Origin of the sequence: Mesorhizobium sp. BE184 (genome assembly GCF_031457045.1) — a bacterium.
GTDB lineage: Bacteria > Pseudomonadota > Alphaproteobacteria > Rhizobiales > Rhizobiaceae > Mesorhizobium.
The window spans coordinates 721,071-735,666 of sequence record NZ_JAVDVU010000001.1 but is presented as its reverse complement, the minus strand read 5'-3'; the positions used below and the strand labels follow the sequence as shown (position 1 = coordinate 735,666).

The following is a 14,596-nucleotide window of genomic DNA, read 5'->3' as shown; positions in this document are numbered from 1 at the left end:
AAGCCCGGCTATGCCGCGGGGAACAGATGCGCTGATTTCGGGTCGAAGGAGAATTCGATGCCGCTTCCGGCCTCGAACGCTTCGTCCCGGGGAATGACCGCCAGCGCCCGTTCGTTCGACGGCGTCTCGAAGCTGACGATGGTTTCGGTGCCCAGCCGCTCGACCAGGGAGATGCTGCCTTTCATGGCGCCTGCCGCGCCAACGGCTTGCTCCTGCCTGAGATATTGCGGACGGATGCCCAGCAGCGCCTTGTCGCCGACCGCGAATCCCTTCGCCTCGATGGCCACCGGCTCGATTGCCGAAGAGGCAACCGTCACCCGGCCGGCCGAGACGCTGTCGACCGTGACGTCCATGAAATTCATCTTCGGCGAGCCGATGAAGCCGGCGACGAACTTGTTGGCCGGGTTCTTGTAGATATCTATCGGCGCGCCGATCTGCTGGACGACGCCGCCCTCCAGCACGACGATCTTGTCAGCCAGCGTCATCGCCTCGACCTGATCGTGGGTGACATAGACCATCGTCGCGCCGAGGTCCTTGTGCAGCTTGGCGATCTCCATGCGCATGTCCATGCGCAGCGCGGCATCGAGGTTGGACAGCGGCTCGTCGAACAGGAACACCGTCGGTTTGCGGATGATGGCACGGCCGATGGCGACGCGCTGGCGCTGGCCGCCGGACAGTTGGCTCGGCTTGCGGTCGAGCAGCGGTTCGAGCTTGAGGATGCGCGCGGCTTCATTCACCCGCCGCTCCATCTCATCCCTGGGCGTCTTGTTCAGCGAAAGGCCGAAACCCATGTTTTCGCGCACCGTCAGGTGCGGATAGAGCGCATAGGACTGGAACACCATGGCAATGCCGCGTTCGCGCGGCTCCATCTCGTTGCACAGCTTGCCGTCGATATAGAGCTCGCCGCCCGAGATTTCCTCCAGCCCGGCGATCATGCGCAAAAGGGTGGACTTGCCGCAGCCGGAAGGCCCGACGAAGACGACGAACTCACCGTCGGCGATGTCGAGATCGACATTCCTGATGACCTCGACATTGCCGTAGCGCTTCTTGATGCCGTTGAGCTTCAGACCAGCCATGTCGATCCTCCTATCGTTCTTCCGCCCGGATCGACCGGGCCGTGTTTTGCAGTGCTTCGAAAGCGGCGAAGCGCCGTTCGTGCAGACTTGCGATGTCGCCGCTTGCTGGCGTGAACATCTCGCCGACGCCGGACATGGCGCTCATGGCATCCTGCAGGGATGGAAAAGCTCCGCTCGCCGCCGCACCCAGCATGGCGGCGCCCAGCAGCACAGGCTCAGCTTGCGCCGGCACGAGAACCGGCAGACCGGTGCAATCGGCCAGCAACTGGCGCACCAGCGGATGGCTTCCGGCCCCGCCGCTGATGGCAATCGTCTCGATTTCAGCACCTTCGCTGCGGCTCGCCGCAATGATCTGGCGCAGGCCGTAGCCGATGCCGAGGATGCCGGCGACATAGAGCGACACGAGGCTGTCGATGCCGCGATCCATGCCCAGGCCGGCAATGACCGCCCTCGCCTGCGGGTCGGCGAAGGGCGAACGATTGCCAAGAAAATCAGGCACGACGTGCAGATTGCCGGCGAGCTCGACGGCGGCGGAGCGCATCGGGGCCGACTTGGACGCCTCATCCGCCAGCCATGCGGCGACGGATTTGCCCTGCCGATCGGCATTTGCCCGCGCCTCCGGCCAGGCCGGATGCAATGAAACGAGTTGGTCAACGGCGGCGCCAGCCGCCGACTGGCCGCCTTCGTTCAGCCACAGGCCGGGCACCATGGCAGAATAGTACGGACCCCAGACGCCGGGCACGAAGATCGGCTCGCGGCTGCTCGCCATCGTGCAGGCCGAGGTGCCGAACACATACGCCATTGTCGTCGTCGCATCACCAGTTCCGACGGAACCGACGCCGCCGGCATGGGCATCGATCAGTCCGGCGCCAACCGGCGTTCCGGGGCGCAGGCCGAGCTCGGATGCGGCCTGCTCGGTCAACCCGCTGCCCAGCGGTTCGCCAGCGGGAACGATGTCCGTGCCGATACGGGCAAACTGCTGATCCGCCAAATCGCCGAGGCCCATCTGGCGGAAATAGCTTTCGTCCCAGCGCTGCTCGTGCGCCAGATAGGTCCATTTGCAGGTGACGGTGCAGACCGAACGGGCAAGGCTGCCGGTTGCGCGCCAAGTGAGGAAATCCGCGAGGTCGAAGAACTGCCAGGCGGCGTCATAGGTCGCCGGCAAATTCTCCTTCAGCCACAGAAGCTTCGGCGTCTCCATTTCCGGCGAGATGGTGCCGCCGACATACTTCAGCACAGGATGGCCGGTGGCGTTTATGCGGCGCGTCTGGTCGAGTGCACGGTGGTCCATCCAGACGATGATGTCACGGTTGCCGTCGCCGTGCGGCCCGACGGGCAACGGCGTGCCGCCCTGCCCCAGCGCCACCAGCGAGCATGTCGCATCAAAGCCGATGCCGGCGATGTCCGCCGCGGCAAGCCCGGCGCTTTTGACCGCCTCCTTCACGCTGGCGCAGACCGCCTGCCAGATGTCATGGCTGGACTGCTCGGCGATGTCCGGAGCATCCTGGAAAAGCAGGATGTCACGCTTGGCGCTCGACACCATCGTGCCTGCGCCGTCGAATATGCCGGCACGGGCGCTGCCCGTCCCGACATCTATGCCGAGAAAATAACTGGCCATCTTCTTTCAGTCCGATAAGCGCCCGGCCGCCGTGCGGCCGGGCAAAAGTTCAGGCGGCCTGCTTTGCGGGCCGGCCGTTTGGCGTGGCGCGGGTGCCGTCAGGATTGCGAAGGTACACGCCGCGTTCGAGCTGCTGGCGGCGCAATTCCTCGACGTCGATGTCGGCCGGCGCGCGATTGCCGCGAATCGATATCTTGGCGGCGCGCCCGGCCGCCTCGCCCATCGCCATGCAGGTGGCCATGACGCGGATGGCGCCCATCGCCTCGTGCGTGGCCGAGATGCTGCGGCCCGCAACCAGAAGATTGCTGACCTTCTGCGGCACCAGCGAGCGGTAAGGGATATCGTAGCAGTCGCCGCACCAGATCAGCGTGCAGCCGTCGTCGGCGGGACGATGGATGTCGATCGGATAGCTCGCCACGGCAATGGCATCGTCGAAATGCGTGCAGGCGAGCACGTCTTCCTGCGTCATCACATACTGGCCGACGATACGCCGGGTTTCGCGGATGCCGATGAACGGCGCCGTCTTGGTGAAATAGGAGGCTTCGAAACCTGGAACGTAGTTGATGAGGTAGGTGACGATGTCGTCGATCTGCTGCCGGCCCTCGATCTCGCCATTGGTCAGGCTGCGCGCATCGGTGCCATCGGTGCCCTTGACGCGCGTCATGTTGATCCAGACCTCGCCCTTCTTCAGCCCGGTGATGATGATGGTGCGCTCGTTGGGGATCTTGAGGCCGCGTTCTTCCTGGGCCTTGATGACGAGTTCGCGCAGGCCGACGACGATGAACTGGTGGTTCTGGCCGAAATATTCGGCGGGGATGAAATCCGTCAGGTAGGTGCGGGCCGCAGGCGGTGAATTGGCGATGCTGAGGCGCAGCTTGTCGGTGTCGACGCCGGCCATGCAGAACATCAGCGTCGGCGGCTGCATGCCGCCATTGGCGTTGCCCTTTTCTGTCGGCACCCCTGCCTGGTAGGCGACATCGGCGTCGCCGGTGCAGTCGATCACGACCTTGGCAAGGGTCGCCGTACGACCGCTCTTGCTCTCGGTGATGACGCCGCGAATGGTGTCGCCATCCATGACGACGCCGGCGAAGAAGGTGTAGAAGACCACGTCGACGCCGGCTTCCGTCAGCATCTCCAGCGCCACGGTCTTGACCGCCTCCGGCTCGACCAGGGTGATGCCCATATGCAGCGGACACGGCCGGTGTTCGCTGGCGCCGTCGCGCTCCTTGCGCAGGCGCTGGATGAACTTCTCCGGCAGCCCGTCGATGATCTGGTTGCCCTTCTGGCCGAGGAAGCCGAGGACCGGCAGACCGATGGTCATGTTGCCGCCGACGAAGCTGCGGCTTTCAATCAGCCCGACCCGCAAGCCGTCTTCCGAAGCCGCGAGGGCTGCGGTCAGGCCGGACGGGCCGCCGCCGACGACGAGCACGTCGTACTCGGCCGAGACGGGGATGGAACGGGCGGGCTCTTCAATGGAGCGGACGGGGCTTTTCGACATGGGTCTTGTCCTGGTTGTGACGGCCGCCGGTGCGGCACTGCATTGTTTCTTAGATATGTCCGCCGCCCGCGAACCGAAGCCCGCGGGCGGCGGTATTTTCATCAGGCCGGCAGCAGCGGCGTAATGCGCTTGACCATGCTTTCGACCGCTTCGGCGGGCGTCTTGCGCCCCAGCACGGCGAGCTGCACGTCCTCGAGGAAGAGTTGCTGCGCGCGCGCCGCCTCCGCGAAGGGCGGGAACGCGCCGCGCGCGGTCGCCAGCGCCTTGGCTTCGGCCGCCGCCACGGGGCTTGCCGCGGCGAAGTCGGCATCCGCGTAGGTTGAGACGCGCACCGGCCCGTTGCCGTTCTTCGCCATGCCCAGGGTCACGCGCGGCGAGGAGACCTCACGGATATAAGACCACGCCAGCTCCTTGTCGGCAAAATTGGCCGGGATCGACATGCCCCAGGATTCGGTGACGGCCGACATTTCGCCATCATAGCTCTGCGACTTCGGGAACTGGACGGCCTTGATCTTGCCCGGAAACTTGCTCTGGGCCGGATCGTTGAACTGCTTGTAGCGCGCGAAGGTGATCATGGTGAAGGCGGCGCGGCCCTGCTGCATCCATGTCACCTGGTCGTCGTTTTTGGTGGTGGCGTAGCTGCGCGGCAATGCGCCTGCCTTGAACATGTCGGCCATGACCGTCAGCGCCTTTTCCATCGCTTCGGGCTTCGGCAGCAGCTTGAAGTCCTTGGTGATGTAGTCGCCGCCATAGGCGCGGGCGAAACTGACCGGGAAGACCGCCAGGTCGCTGGCCATGATCATGCCGGTCACGGGCGTGCCGTCCTTCGCGGTGAAGGTGAGCTTGCCGGCCTGCTCGATCAGTTCTTCCAGCGTGGTGGGCGGCGCAGAAATGCCGGCCTCTTCCAGCAGGGCCTCGTTGTAGAACAGGCCGCCGGTAGCATGGCGGACCGGAATGCCGATGGTCTTGCCGCCGACCGTCATAGCCTCGCGCAGGCCGGGAGCGATGTCTTCGTAGTTCTCGATCGGCGCGCTTTTCAGAAAATCGTCGAGCGGCGCGAACAGCTTGGCGACGTCGGGCGTCGGGCGGTTGTCGATGATGTAGCCGACGCCGTAGTCGGTGGAAGGCAGGCTCGCCTCGCGGAAAAGCCGGTCCTGCAGCGGGTTGGAATCGAAGGTTGTGAAGGCGAGTTCGGCGTCGTTGGCCTTCTTCCAGTCCGCGAGCAGATCGCCATCGCCGGTGCCGAGCACGGTCTGGTGGACCTTGTGGCTGAGAATGTTGAGCGTCTTGCCCGCGGCGAAGGACGGGCGTGTCGCCAGCAGCGCGGCGCCGCCGAGAGCGGTGCCGAGAAGTCCACGACGTGTAATCTTTGCGAAGTTATCTGACATTGTTACCTCCCTGACAGATGTTGGACTATCCCTTCGTTGCACCGGCGGTGAGGCCGGCGACGAGATAGCGGTTCATGAAAATGACGAAGAGCAGCACCGGCGCCAGCTGGACAGTCGAGGCTGCGAAAAGGATGCCCCAGTCGACGCCGTCGATGGAGCCGATCATCTCGGAGATGACGAGTGGCGCGGTCTTGGCGCGGGTGGCGGTGAAGATGAAGGCGAACAGATATTCATTCCAGGCGAAGACGACGACGAACACCGCCACGGCGAGAATGCCAGGAGCCGCCAGCGGCACGATGACCCGACGCAGGATGGTCAGCCGGCCGGCGCCGTCGATCTGCGCGGCTTCATCCAGTTCGCGCGGGATCTGGTCGATGAAGGTGCGCATCAGCACGGTGCCGAGCGACACAAAGAAGGTGGCGTAAAGCACCATCAGCACGATGTGCGTGTCGTTCAAATTCATCGCATTGATGATCGGGAAAAGCGGCAGCGTCACCACGATCGGCGGGATCAGCCGCACGATGATCAGGAACATCACGCTGGCGTTGAGGAACCGGCTCGAGTTGCGCGAATAGACATAGCCGGCGCAGGTGCTGACGGTGACTGCGAGGACTGTCGCGCCAGCGGTAATGACGGTGCTGTTGAACAGCCCGTTGAAGAACACGCCCCACTCGCTCCACAGCGATGCATAGTGCTGGAACGTCGGTGTGAAGATGTATTTCGGCGGCACCGCGAAGATGTCCCGCCCCGGCTTCAGCGACGACATGACGATGAAGGCGATGGGGAACAGCGACCACAGCAGGATCGCGGCGACCGCGAACGCCTTGCCGATGCTGATGGGCAGGCTCCTAGTGCGCATTGGCTGCCCCCTGCTTGCGGAGGATGAAAACGTAGCCGGCAGCCAGCAGCAGCGAGACGATGACCATGATCCAGGCGGTCGCCGCCGCCGTGCCGAAGGCGTTGAAGGAGAATGCCTCCTGGTAGAGATAGACGGCCACGACCTCGGTCGAGCGCGCCGGGCCGCCCTGGGTCAGCAGCCAGACTTCGGAAAAGATGCGGAAGGCGAAGATGTAGCGGAACAGCAGCGCCACGATGATCGCCGGCCCGAGCAGCGGCATGGTCACGCGGCGGAACGACTGGAACGGCGTCGCGCCGTCGATGCGCGCCGCCTCATAGAGATCAGCGGGAATGGCAAGCCGCGCCGCGTAGAGGATGATGAAGGTGAACGGCAGGTGCAGCCAGATCGTCAGCAGCGCGATCAGGATCATGGCGTGCGTCGGCTCGAACGACCAGTCGAGGATCGGCAGGCCCAGCGCCTTGAGCACCAGCGTCACCGGGCCGGCGTCCGGATCGAACAGGAAGCGCCACATGACGACCGCTATCACCTCGCTGACCGCATAGGGCGCCAGCACGGCCACCAGCAGGAAGCGACGGAACGGCAGGCCGCTCGCAAAGAGGAGCGCCATGCCGAGGCCGATGGCCAGTTCCACATGGACGGCGACGACGACGAGGATAACCGTGTTCCACAGCGCGCTGCGGAAGGCGGGATCGGTGAGCACGTTGTAGTAGTTCTGCAGGCCGACAAACGTCTGCGCCTGTCCGAAGCTCGACTGGCCGAGGCTGAGCCAGATGACATACAGCGACGGGACGACGATCACGCTCAGGATCAGGATATGAACCGGCGCGATGAGCGGCATCAGCTGCGATAGACTTCTGGTACGCAAAACTCCGGTCTCCTCCCGACCCGTTAGATCTTGTTCAGTCGCCGCGATTCGCCTGCGCGCCATCGGGCGCGGCGAGGACGGAAACGGACGGCTTCGCGGCGGCTTCGCGGCCTGCCAGCAGGTTCGGCCCGCGCGAGGCGACCGAGCCGCGAATCTGCAGGCTGGTCTCCAGGATCGTCGGGTGCGGCTGCGCCGCCTCGCCCGCCATGCGCTGCCGCAGCCGCTCCCAGATCACGCCGGCCATCTCGTCGATGGGCTGGCGGATGGCCGTCAGCGGCGTCCTGCGCGCGCTCATCCATGTGTAATCATCGAAACCGACCAGCGAGATCTGCTCGGGCACATCGAGCCGATGCCTCGCCAGAGCCGACAGCGCGCTCAACGTCGTCACATTGGTCAGCCCGAAGACAGCGGTCGGATGCGCATTGGTTTCCAGCCAGTTGGCGAGCACTTCGGCGCCGCGTTCGGCGTTCGAGCCGAGCTCCAGCACCCTCGGCTCGACGCCGGCGGCCCGGGCCATGTTGCGCACGCCCTGCACACGCTCGCGGATCGGCGCGATGCCGAGATTGGACGCGGCGACGAGAATGTCGCCATGGCCCATCTCGAGCAGATGGCGGGCGACGGATTCGCCGGCCTTCACATTGTCGATCGTGACGGTGTCGGCAAAGCAGCCGTTGAGCATGACGCGGTCGGCGAAGACCATCGGCAGGTGCCCGACCTCGTCGCGCAGCAGCGACGGGATGACGTCCGAGCACGGCACGGCCACGAGACCCGACGGCCGCCAGCCGAGCAGCGCGCGCAGCCGCGACTGTTCGAGATCGATGTCATCGCGCGAACTGGCGACGATGACGTCGTAGCCATCCTTCCGCGCCATGACCTCGAGCCGCGACACCAGCGAGGTGAAGAAGACGTCGTCGAGGTCCGGCACCAGCACGCCGACGACGCGGGCCTGGCCGGAACGCAGCTGTGACGCCGCGCGATCCATCTGGAAGGACAGCTTGCGGGCGGCACGCTCGACGCGCTCCCGCAGATCGGCGTTCACCGGCTTGCGGCCGCTGAAGACGTTCGAGACGGTGGCGATCGAGACCGCCGCTTCCGCCGCCACATCCTTGATGGTCGCTCGTTTCCGGTTCATTTGCGCGATCTTGTTAAACGTTTATCTGTAAAACGTTTAACGCCTTCCTTTTCTCAGTTCAACAGCTATTTTTAAAGTGTTCAGAGGTCGTTGCTCTGCGGCAGGATGACGAGGTCGCGGATGGTGACGTTCCTCGGACGGGTCAGCATGAAGATGATCGCCTCCGCGACCTCGACCGGCTCGATCAGCCCGCCGGCCGCCAGTTCGGCCTCCAGCTTCTCCTTCGGCCAGTCGCTGACCAGCGCGGTGACGACAGGCCCCGGCTGGATGGCGCCAACGCGCAGGCCATGTTTGGCGACCTGCCGCCGGACCGTATGGACGAAGGCCTGAACCGCATGCTTGGAGGCTGTGTAGATCGGCTCCCACACCACCGGCACCAGGCCGGCGATGGAGCCGGTGACGATGATGTCGCCGGTCTTGCGCTCCACCATATGCGGCAGGACAGCGTGAACGCTGCGGAAGACCGCATTGATGTTCAGGTTCAACATACGATCCCAGGCATCCGGATCGCCGTCGAGGACCTCGCCGCCGATATAGGAGCCGGCATTGGCGTGGAAGATGTCGAGATGCCCTGCCCGCTCGATGATCTGCGGCATCATGCGGGCCACGTTTTGCGGATCCGTCACGTCGATGACGAGCGGGATGGCTTTCGGGCCGAGTTGTCTGCATGCGTCGCGCAGCGGGCCTTCAGCCCTGTCGACGAGAACGACCGTGGCCCCGGCGGCAAGCAAGGCGCGGCTGCATTCCAGACCGATGCCGGAAGCCGCTCCGGTGACCGCGGCCACCTTTTCCGAAAGATTCTGTCCCATCACTTCCCCTTCGGATTCTCGCCGAAAGCGGGATCCGCAGTCATCCGCGTCCGAGCAAGCTCAAGCGGCAGTTAAACGATTTACAATGAAACGTTTAACTGGTGGGTTCGTGAAGGGCAACGACTTTTTTGACGTGGCGGCGGGAAAGATGAATCTCGGCTTGGGCCGGTTGCGATGACTCCGGCGCCGGGCAGGAGTCATCGCATGGAGCGTGGCAAGTGCTGTTTACCGCAGGACGATGACGACCCCGCCGCCATGGCCGTAGTAGGACCCGTAGTACTTGTGATGTTTGTAGTGCTTGTAGTGCTTGAAATATTTCGGAAATTTGTGGTGCTTGTGCTTGTAGTGATGATGATGCTTGTGCATCGGATGCGCCGAGGCGGTCTGCGCCGTTCCGGCCAGCGCGCCGGTGGCGAGGATGACGGCCGCGAGGCCGGAAGCGAATGTGCGCTTGAACATGACGATCTCCTGATCTGTGAGCGAGGCGAACCATTCGCCCCATGATCATGTGTCGCCGCACGCGGGCGAAAGGTTCATCCGGCAAGGAGATTTTCGGCCGAATTAATTGCGCGATGCCCCGGCCCTGCCCTGTATGGTCCGACCGGACCCGTCTTCCGCAACCAACAGCAAAAGGGCGGCCGAAGCCGCCCTTTCCGGATGAGATTTTATCGCCTCAGAGATTGCAGTAGCGACGAAGGCCGTCATAGCCGACATAGGTGTCGGAGCCCGGATCATAGCTGCGGTAGCGGGAGAGGCAGCGGCGCACATGCCAGGAACCGCCGTCGTCCGGCTCGACATAGACCGTGCGCGGCTGCGCCAGCGTGCTGCCCAGGATAAACCCGCCCAACCCTGCGATGCCGGCTATGGCGGCGTCGCGGCGGTGATGATGATGCCAGGACCCGGCCGCCGAGGGCTGCACGGTCGAGGCGAGCGTGACGGCGCTGAGACCGGCGGCTACGAGAACGGAAACAAAAGAGCGCTTGGACATGTCATTCTCCTTGATCTGTTGACCGAGGCGACCACCCGCCTCTTGATCGTCAGTTGCGCGAGCAAGGAGAAGTGTTCATGCGGCTCTTCATTTTTTTAGCCGATGATTTTTCGGAATATCGAGGACCTCGCAGCCGCGGGTGCCGAAGGCCGGCGTTGCCCATTGCGAAAGCCGTGAACGCTCACGGCGTCAGCCCATGCCGGCAACGTGCCGCAGCCAGAACGCCAGCGCGATGAATGCCGCAATGACGCCAATGCCTTTCCAATCGATATCGCCGCGCTTCATCTGGCGGATTATCCAGACGAGCAGCGCCCAGACCACGACCGCGGCCAGAACAACGATGACAATGCGGATCATGAACCGCCTCCAACCGAATTCCCTTCGAATATGGTGAGGAAATCGGTGGTTTTAACGGCTGCGCGCACGATTTTGCGCGGATCGACCTGGAGGGGGCGGGACATTTGGCTTTACTGGCGCGGCAAATATGCTAACCGAAGCGCCATGCCCTTGTAGCTCAGCCGGTAGAGCAGCGGTTTTGTAAACCGAAGGTCGCGGGTTCGATTCCTGCCGGGGGCACCATTTCCCTACACCGCATCGCTCGATCCGACGGCACGGCTGAGCAGCCCGGAGACGCTCACCCATAGAGGTGTGGGGATCGGAGCGGGCAAAAAGTGCCCGCTACTCCACCCTTCCCCGTGGCGGCTGGCATGGGACCGATGTGGCTTCCCCACAGGCGATGGCTGTTCCCTCGTCCCTGGAACTCAGCGCATCGGATTTGCGCACGAGTTCGGCAAAGGCGAGCGCGAAGCTACCCATCATCAGGAAGACGATAAACATACGAAGAAAAGGCAATGTGCCATCCCGGTTGGCTTGGCCCCCGCCACCCGTTCCTGTCGATAAAAATGACACTAGCAGATTTACGGGACCTTAAGCAGCAGATTAACCATCAAATTTGCCATTCGCGGGAAACGTCGCTCGACGCCACGCGCCGACGCCGCGTCTTTGCAGACGTTCGCGCCCATGCTACGCCCTCGCCGATGCAGCCGGTGAAACGGCGCCACGGTTGGAGCCCATGAGCAAAACGAGCAGTCGCCTTGCCTTCGTCTCGTCCGGCACCGCCGACGCCAAGGCCGCGCTTGAAAAGCTTTCGAAGCGCTATGGGCAGGCTTCGCTCGACGAAGCCGATATCGTCGTCGCGCTCGGCGGCGACGGCTTCCTGTTGCAGACGCTGCGCGAAACCATGGCCACCGGCAAGCGCATCTACGGCATGAACCGGGGCACCATCGGCTTCCTGATGAACGAGTATCGCGTCGAGGGCCTGCTCGACCGCATTGCGGCCGCGGTTCCCGAAACCATCCGGCCACTGGAGATGCAGGCGACGACACCGGAGGGGGAAATCGTCTCGGCTCTCGCCATCAACGAGGTGGCGCTATGGCGGCAATCCTACCAGACGGCCAAGATCCGGATTTCCGTCGACGATCAGGTGCGACTTGAGGAATTGAGCTGCGACGGGGTCATGGTGGCGACGCCAGCCGGCTCGACCGCCTACAATTTGTCGGCGCACGGCCCCATCCTGCCGCTCGACGCGCCGCTGCTGGCGCTGACGCCGGTAAGCCCGTTCAGGCCGCGCGCCTGGCGCGGAGCACTGCTGTCCAACAAATCGGCCGTTCGCTTCGACATCTTGGAGGCCGAAAAAAGACCGGTGAACGCCGCCGCCGATCATACCGAGGTCAAGGCCGTCACGTCGGTGACGGTGCGCGAGTCGCGCGACGCTACCGCAACGCTGCTGTTCGATCCCAGCCACTCCTGGAACGAGCGGATATTGTCCGAGCAGTTCAGGTATTGAGATTGACCCCGGACATTAAGCCTTACGATTAAGGTTAGCCTCTCACAATCGCGGGAAACAGGCCCGTTTCTGTTGACAAATCGCGGACTTGCGCCTATCGCGATGCAACATATCGCAAGCGCCGGGCGCTTGCCGCGACGCAGTCCGCCGCGCCTCAAACCAGCCAAAGACATCAAATCTTGTCATCAGACACTGAAACCGCTCAAGAAGCGCTGACATTTTCCAGCCTCGGTCTTTCGCCGAAGGTCCTCTCCGCGGTCACCGACGCAGGCTACACGGTGCCGACGCCGATCCAGGCCGGCGCCATTCCGCACGCACTTCAGGGCAAGGATGTTCTTGGCATCGCCCAGACCGGCACCGGCAAGACCGCCGCCTTCGTCCTGCCGATGATTACCCGCCTTGAAAAAGGCCGCGCGCGGGCACGCATGCCGCGCACCCTCATTCTCGAGCCGACGCGCGAACTCGCCGCCCAGGTCGAGGAGAACTTCGTCAAATACGGCAAGAACAACAAGCTCAACATCGCGCTTCTGATCGGCGGCGTTTCCTTCGACGAACAGGACAGGAAGCTCGAGCGCGGGGCCGATGTGCTCATCGCCACGCCCGGCCGTCTGCTGGACCATCGCGAGCGCGGCAAGCTGCTGCTCAACGGCGTTGAAATCCTCGTCATCGACGAAGCCGACCGCATGCTGGACATGGGTTTCATCCCTGACATCGAGCGCATCTGCGAGATGATCCCCTTCACCCGCCAGACCCTGTTCTTCTCGGCGACCATGCCGCCGGAAATCACCAAGCTGACGGAAAAGTTTTTGCATGCGCCGGTGCGCATCGAGGTTTCGAAGGCTGCATCGGCCGCGACCAACATCACCCAGCGGCTGGTCAAGTCAGGTTCCAAATCGTGGGACAAGCGCGAAGTGCTGCGCAACCTGATCAAGGAAGAAGAAGACGGCCTGAAGAACGCCATCATCTTCTGCAATCGCAAGGTCGACGTATCCGAGCTTTTCCGCTCGCTGCTGAAACACGACTTCAATGTCGGCGCGCTGCATGGCGACATGGACCAGCGTGCGCGCATGGCGATGCTGGCCAATTTCCGCGACGGCAAGCTGAAGCTTCTCGTCGCCTCCGACGTGGCAGCGCGCGGCCTTGACATCCCCGACGTCAGCCACGTCTTCAACTATGACGTGCCCATCCATTCCGAGGATTATGTCCACCGCATCGGCCGCACCGGCCGCGCCGGACGTTCGGGCAAGTCGTTCACCATCGCGACCAGGACAGACGGGAAGTACATCGACGCCATCGAGAAGCTGATCGGCACCAAGATCGAGTGGCATGACGGCGATCTGTCGACCGTGGTTGCCAGCGAGAGCGAAGACGACGCGCCACGGCGCGGACGCGGCGCGCCGAAGCGGGCCGGCCGCAAGGACAGTGACGAGCGCAGGCCGCGCCGCGAGCGGTCCGGCAAAGGCCGGGACAAGGGCGACGAGCAGGAAGCCGTCGCGGCTTCCCCTGCCCCTGAAACCGCTGCGCCGGCTGAACGCGCCGAGGCATCGGATTCCGGCGAGCGGCGCGTGCGCAAGGACGCCATCCGCAACGAGAATACCGAGCGCCGGGATCAGCCGCCGCGCCGTGACCAGCGCCCGTCCCGTTCGCGCAATAAGGACGACGACAATGACGGCACGGTGGGTTTCGGGGACGACATGCCGGCCTTCATGAACATCGTCGCCAAGGTCTGATCGCGCACCCGACCGAAAGCCTCATCCTGACGTTGCAAAAGAAACGGCCCCGAACGGGGCCGTTTCTTTTTTCCGGAATACCGTTCCGATCAGGTCAGCGGCGAAAGCTGGATTTCGACGCGGCGGTTCTGCGCCCGTCCTTCCGCGGTGTTGTTCGACGCAACCGGCCGGGACTCGCCGAAGCCGGTGACGGCGAAGCGGCGGGAATCGACGCCCTGCGCCGAAAGATAATTGGCGACGGCCAGCGCGCGGCGCTGCGACAGGTCGAAATTGTGCTGGTCGCTGCCGGTGGAATCGGTGTGGCCGTACACGTCGACGATCGTCTGCTTGTACTTCTTCAGCACCAGGCCGACCGAATTCAGGACCGAATAGAAGCTCGGCTTCACGGCGTCCTGATCGACGGCGAAGGTGATGTCGGAAGGCATGTTGAGGATGATCTGGTCGCCGGCGCGGGTGACGCTGACGCCGGTGCCCTGAAGCTGTGCCCGCAATTCGTTTTCGTTCTGGTCCATGACCGAACCGATGGCGCCACCCGCCAGCGCGCCGATGCCCGCGCCGATCAACGCGTTGCGGCGGTCGTTGCCGCCGGCCAGCGTGCCGAGGGCCGCGCCCGCCAGGCCGCCCAGAACGGCGCCGCCCGCGGTGTTCGAAACCTTCTGCTCGCCGGTATAAGGATCGGTGGTGCACGCACTAACAAGCACTGCCGTCGCCACAATGGCGAGAACGGTTTTCTTCATCGATTGTCCCTCCAAAATCGGCTGCGCGATGGCGCGCCGTGTCACCCGTC

Annotated in this window: 14 protein-coding genes and 1 tRNA gene; 3 read left to right on the top strand and 12 right to left on the bottom strand. The window is 63.9% G+C overall.

Going from position 1 to position 14,596, the window contains the following annotated elements; genetic code table 11:
* Positions 1-8: 8 nt before the first annotated feature.
* From J2X35_RS03550 to J2X35_RS03500, 11 genes are all read right to left on the bottom strand, one after another.
* Positions 9-1,076 carry a sn-glycerol-3-phosphate ABC transporter ATP-binding protein UgpC gene (locus tag J2X35_RS03550; RefSeq protein ID WP_310180985.1) on the bottom strand — a complete coding sequence of 356 codons (1,068 nt, stop codon included), beginning with the start codon at positions 1,074-1,076 and terminating at the stop codon, positions 9-11.
* 10 nt (positions 1,077-1,086) lie between these two features.
* On the bottom strand, positions 1,087-2,694 hold the full coding sequence (locus J2X35_RS03545; protein WP_310180983.1) for an FGGY-family carbohydrate kinase: 1,608 nt from the start codon (positions 2,692-2,694) through the stop codon (positions 1,087-1,089).
* A 49-nt stretch (positions 2,695-2,743) separates the two neighbouring features.
* Entirely contained in the window at positions 2,744-4,192 is a 1,449-nt protein-coding gene (locus J2X35_RS03540) for an FAD-dependent oxidoreductase (protein ID WP_056108793.1), read from the bottom strand.
* Positions 4,193-4,293: 101 nt separating this feature from the next.
* The gene (locus J2X35_RS03535; protein ID WP_310180980.1) at positions 4,294-5,580 is read right to left on the bottom strand and encodes an extracellular solute-binding protein; all 1,287 of its coding nucleotides are present in this window, start codon (positions 5,578-5,580) and stop codon (positions 4,294-4,296) included.
* A 25-nt stretch (positions 5,581-5,605) separates the two neighbouring features.
* Entirely contained in the window at positions 5,606-6,439 is an 834-nt protein-coding gene (locus J2X35_RS03530) for a carbohydrate ABC transporter permease (RefSeq protein ID WP_056108788.1), read from the bottom strand.
* Positions 6,429-7,304, bottom strand: a complete 876-nt coding sequence (locus J2X35_RS03525; protein WP_310180977.1) for a sugar ABC transporter permease — start codon at positions 7,302-7,304, stop codon at positions 6,429-6,431. The genes J2X35_RS03530 and J2X35_RS03525 overlap by 11 nt, the downstream gene beginning before the upstream one ends.
* A gap of 34 nt (positions 7,305-7,338) precedes the next feature.
* Positions 7,339-8,436: a LacI family DNA-binding transcriptional regulator gene (locus J2X35_RS03520; RefSeq protein WP_310180976.1), complete on the bottom strand. Its 1,098-nt coding sequence runs from the start codon at positions 8,434-8,436 to the stop codon at positions 7,339-7,341.
* Between the two features lie 80 nt (positions 8,437-8,516).
* Positions 8,517-9,245, bottom strand: a complete 729-nt coding sequence (locus J2X35_RS03515) for an SDR family oxidoreductase (RefSeq protein WP_056108781.1) — start codon at positions 9,243-9,245, stop codon at positions 8,517-8,519.
* Positions 9,246-9,470: 225 nt separating this feature from the next.
* Positions 9,471-9,704, bottom strand: a complete 234-nt coding sequence (locus J2X35_RS03510) for a hypothetical protein (RefSeq protein ID WP_310180972.1) — start codon at positions 9,702-9,704, stop codon at positions 9,471-9,473.
* A gap of 214 nt (positions 9,705-9,918) precedes the next feature.
* A complete protein-coding gene (locus tag J2X35_RS03505) occupies positions 9,919-10,233 on the bottom strand; it encodes a BA14K family protein (RefSeq protein WP_056108776.1) in 315 nt (104 codons plus the stop codon).
* Positions 10,234-10,422: 189 nt separating this feature from the next.
* Entirely contained in the window at positions 10,423-10,590 is a 168-nt protein-coding gene (locus J2X35_RS03500) for a hypothetical protein (protein WP_310180970.1), read from the bottom strand.
* Between the two features lie 146 nt (positions 10,591-10,736).
* Here J2X35_RS03500 and J2X35_RS03495 point away from each other — a divergent pair.
* The 3 genes from J2X35_RS03495 to J2X35_RS03485 all read left to right on the top strand — a co-directional run bounded on the left by J2X35_RS03495 (position 10,737) and on the right by J2X35_RS03485 (position 13,809).
* Positions 10,737-10,812, top strand: a tRNA-Thr gene (locus J2X35_RS03495).
* A gap of 493 nt (positions 10,813-11,305) precedes the next feature.
* A complete protein-coding gene (locus J2X35_RS03490) occupies positions 11,306-12,079 on the top strand; it encodes an NAD kinase (RefSeq protein WP_056108772.1) in 774 nt (257 codons plus the stop codon).
* Positions 12,080-12,258: 179 nt separating this feature from the next.
* On the top strand, positions 12,259-13,809 hold the full coding sequence (locus tag J2X35_RS03485; protein ID WP_310180967.1) for a DEAD/DEAH box helicase: 1,551 nt from the start codon (positions 12,259-12,261) through the stop codon (positions 13,807-13,809).
* An 89-nt stretch (positions 13,810-13,898) separates the two neighbouring features.
* Here the strand turns inward: J2X35_RS03485 and J2X35_RS03480 are convergent, their stop codons facing one another.
* Positions 13,899-14,546, bottom strand: a complete 648-nt coding sequence (locus tag J2X35_RS03480) for an OmpA family protein (RefSeq protein ID WP_056108764.1) — start codon at positions 14,544-14,546, stop codon at positions 13,899-13,901.
* Positions 14,547-14,596: the final 50 nt, after the last annotated feature.

Coding starts and splice junctions, on each gene's coding strand:
- J2X35_RS03550 (WP_310180985.1), bottom strand. CDS start 1,076: ATGGCTGGTCTGAAGCTCAACGGCATCAAGAAGCGCTACGGCAATGTC.
- J2X35_RS03545 (WP_310180983.1), bottom strand. CDS start 2,694: ATGGCCAGTTATTTTCTCGGCATAGATGTCGGGACGGGCAGCGCCCGT.
- J2X35_RS03540 (WP_056108793.1), bottom strand. CDS start 4,192: ATGTCGAAAAGCCCCGTCCGCTCCATTGAAGAGCCCGCCCGTTCCATC.
- J2X35_RS03535 (WP_310180980.1), bottom strand. CDS start 5,580: ATGTCAGATAACTTCGCAAAGATTACACGTCGTGGACTTCTCGGCACC.
- J2X35_RS03530 (WP_056108788.1), bottom strand. CDS start 6,439: ATGCGCACTAGGAGCCTGCCCATCAGCATCGGCAAGGCGTTCGCGGTC.
- J2X35_RS03520 (WP_310180976.1), bottom strand. CDS start 8,436: ATGAACCGGAAACGAGCGACCATCAAGGATGTGGCGGCGGAAGCGGCG.
- J2X35_RS03515 (WP_056108781.1), bottom strand. CDS start 9,245: ATGGGACAGAATCTTTCGGAAAAGGTGGCCGCGGTCACCGGAGCGGCT.
- J2X35_RS03510 (WP_310180972.1), bottom strand. CDS start 9,704: ATGTTCAAGCGCACATTCGCTTCCGGCCTCGCGGCCGTCATCCTCGCC.
- J2X35_RS03505 (WP_056108776.1), bottom strand. CDS start 10,233: ATGTCCAAGCGCTCTTTTGTTTCCGTTCTCGTAGCCGCCGGTCTCAGC.
- J2X35_RS03500 (WP_310180970.1), bottom strand. CDS start 10,590: ATGATCCGCATTGTCATCGTTGTTCTGGCCGCGGTCGTGGTCTGGGCG.
- J2X35_RS03490 (WP_056108772.1), top strand. CDS start 11,306: ATGAGCAAAACGAGCAGTCGCCTTGCCTTCGTCTCGTCCGGCACCGCC.
- J2X35_RS03480 (WP_056108764.1), bottom strand. CDS start 14,546: ATGAAGAAAACCGTTCTCGCCATTGTGGCGACGGCAGTGCTTGTTAGT.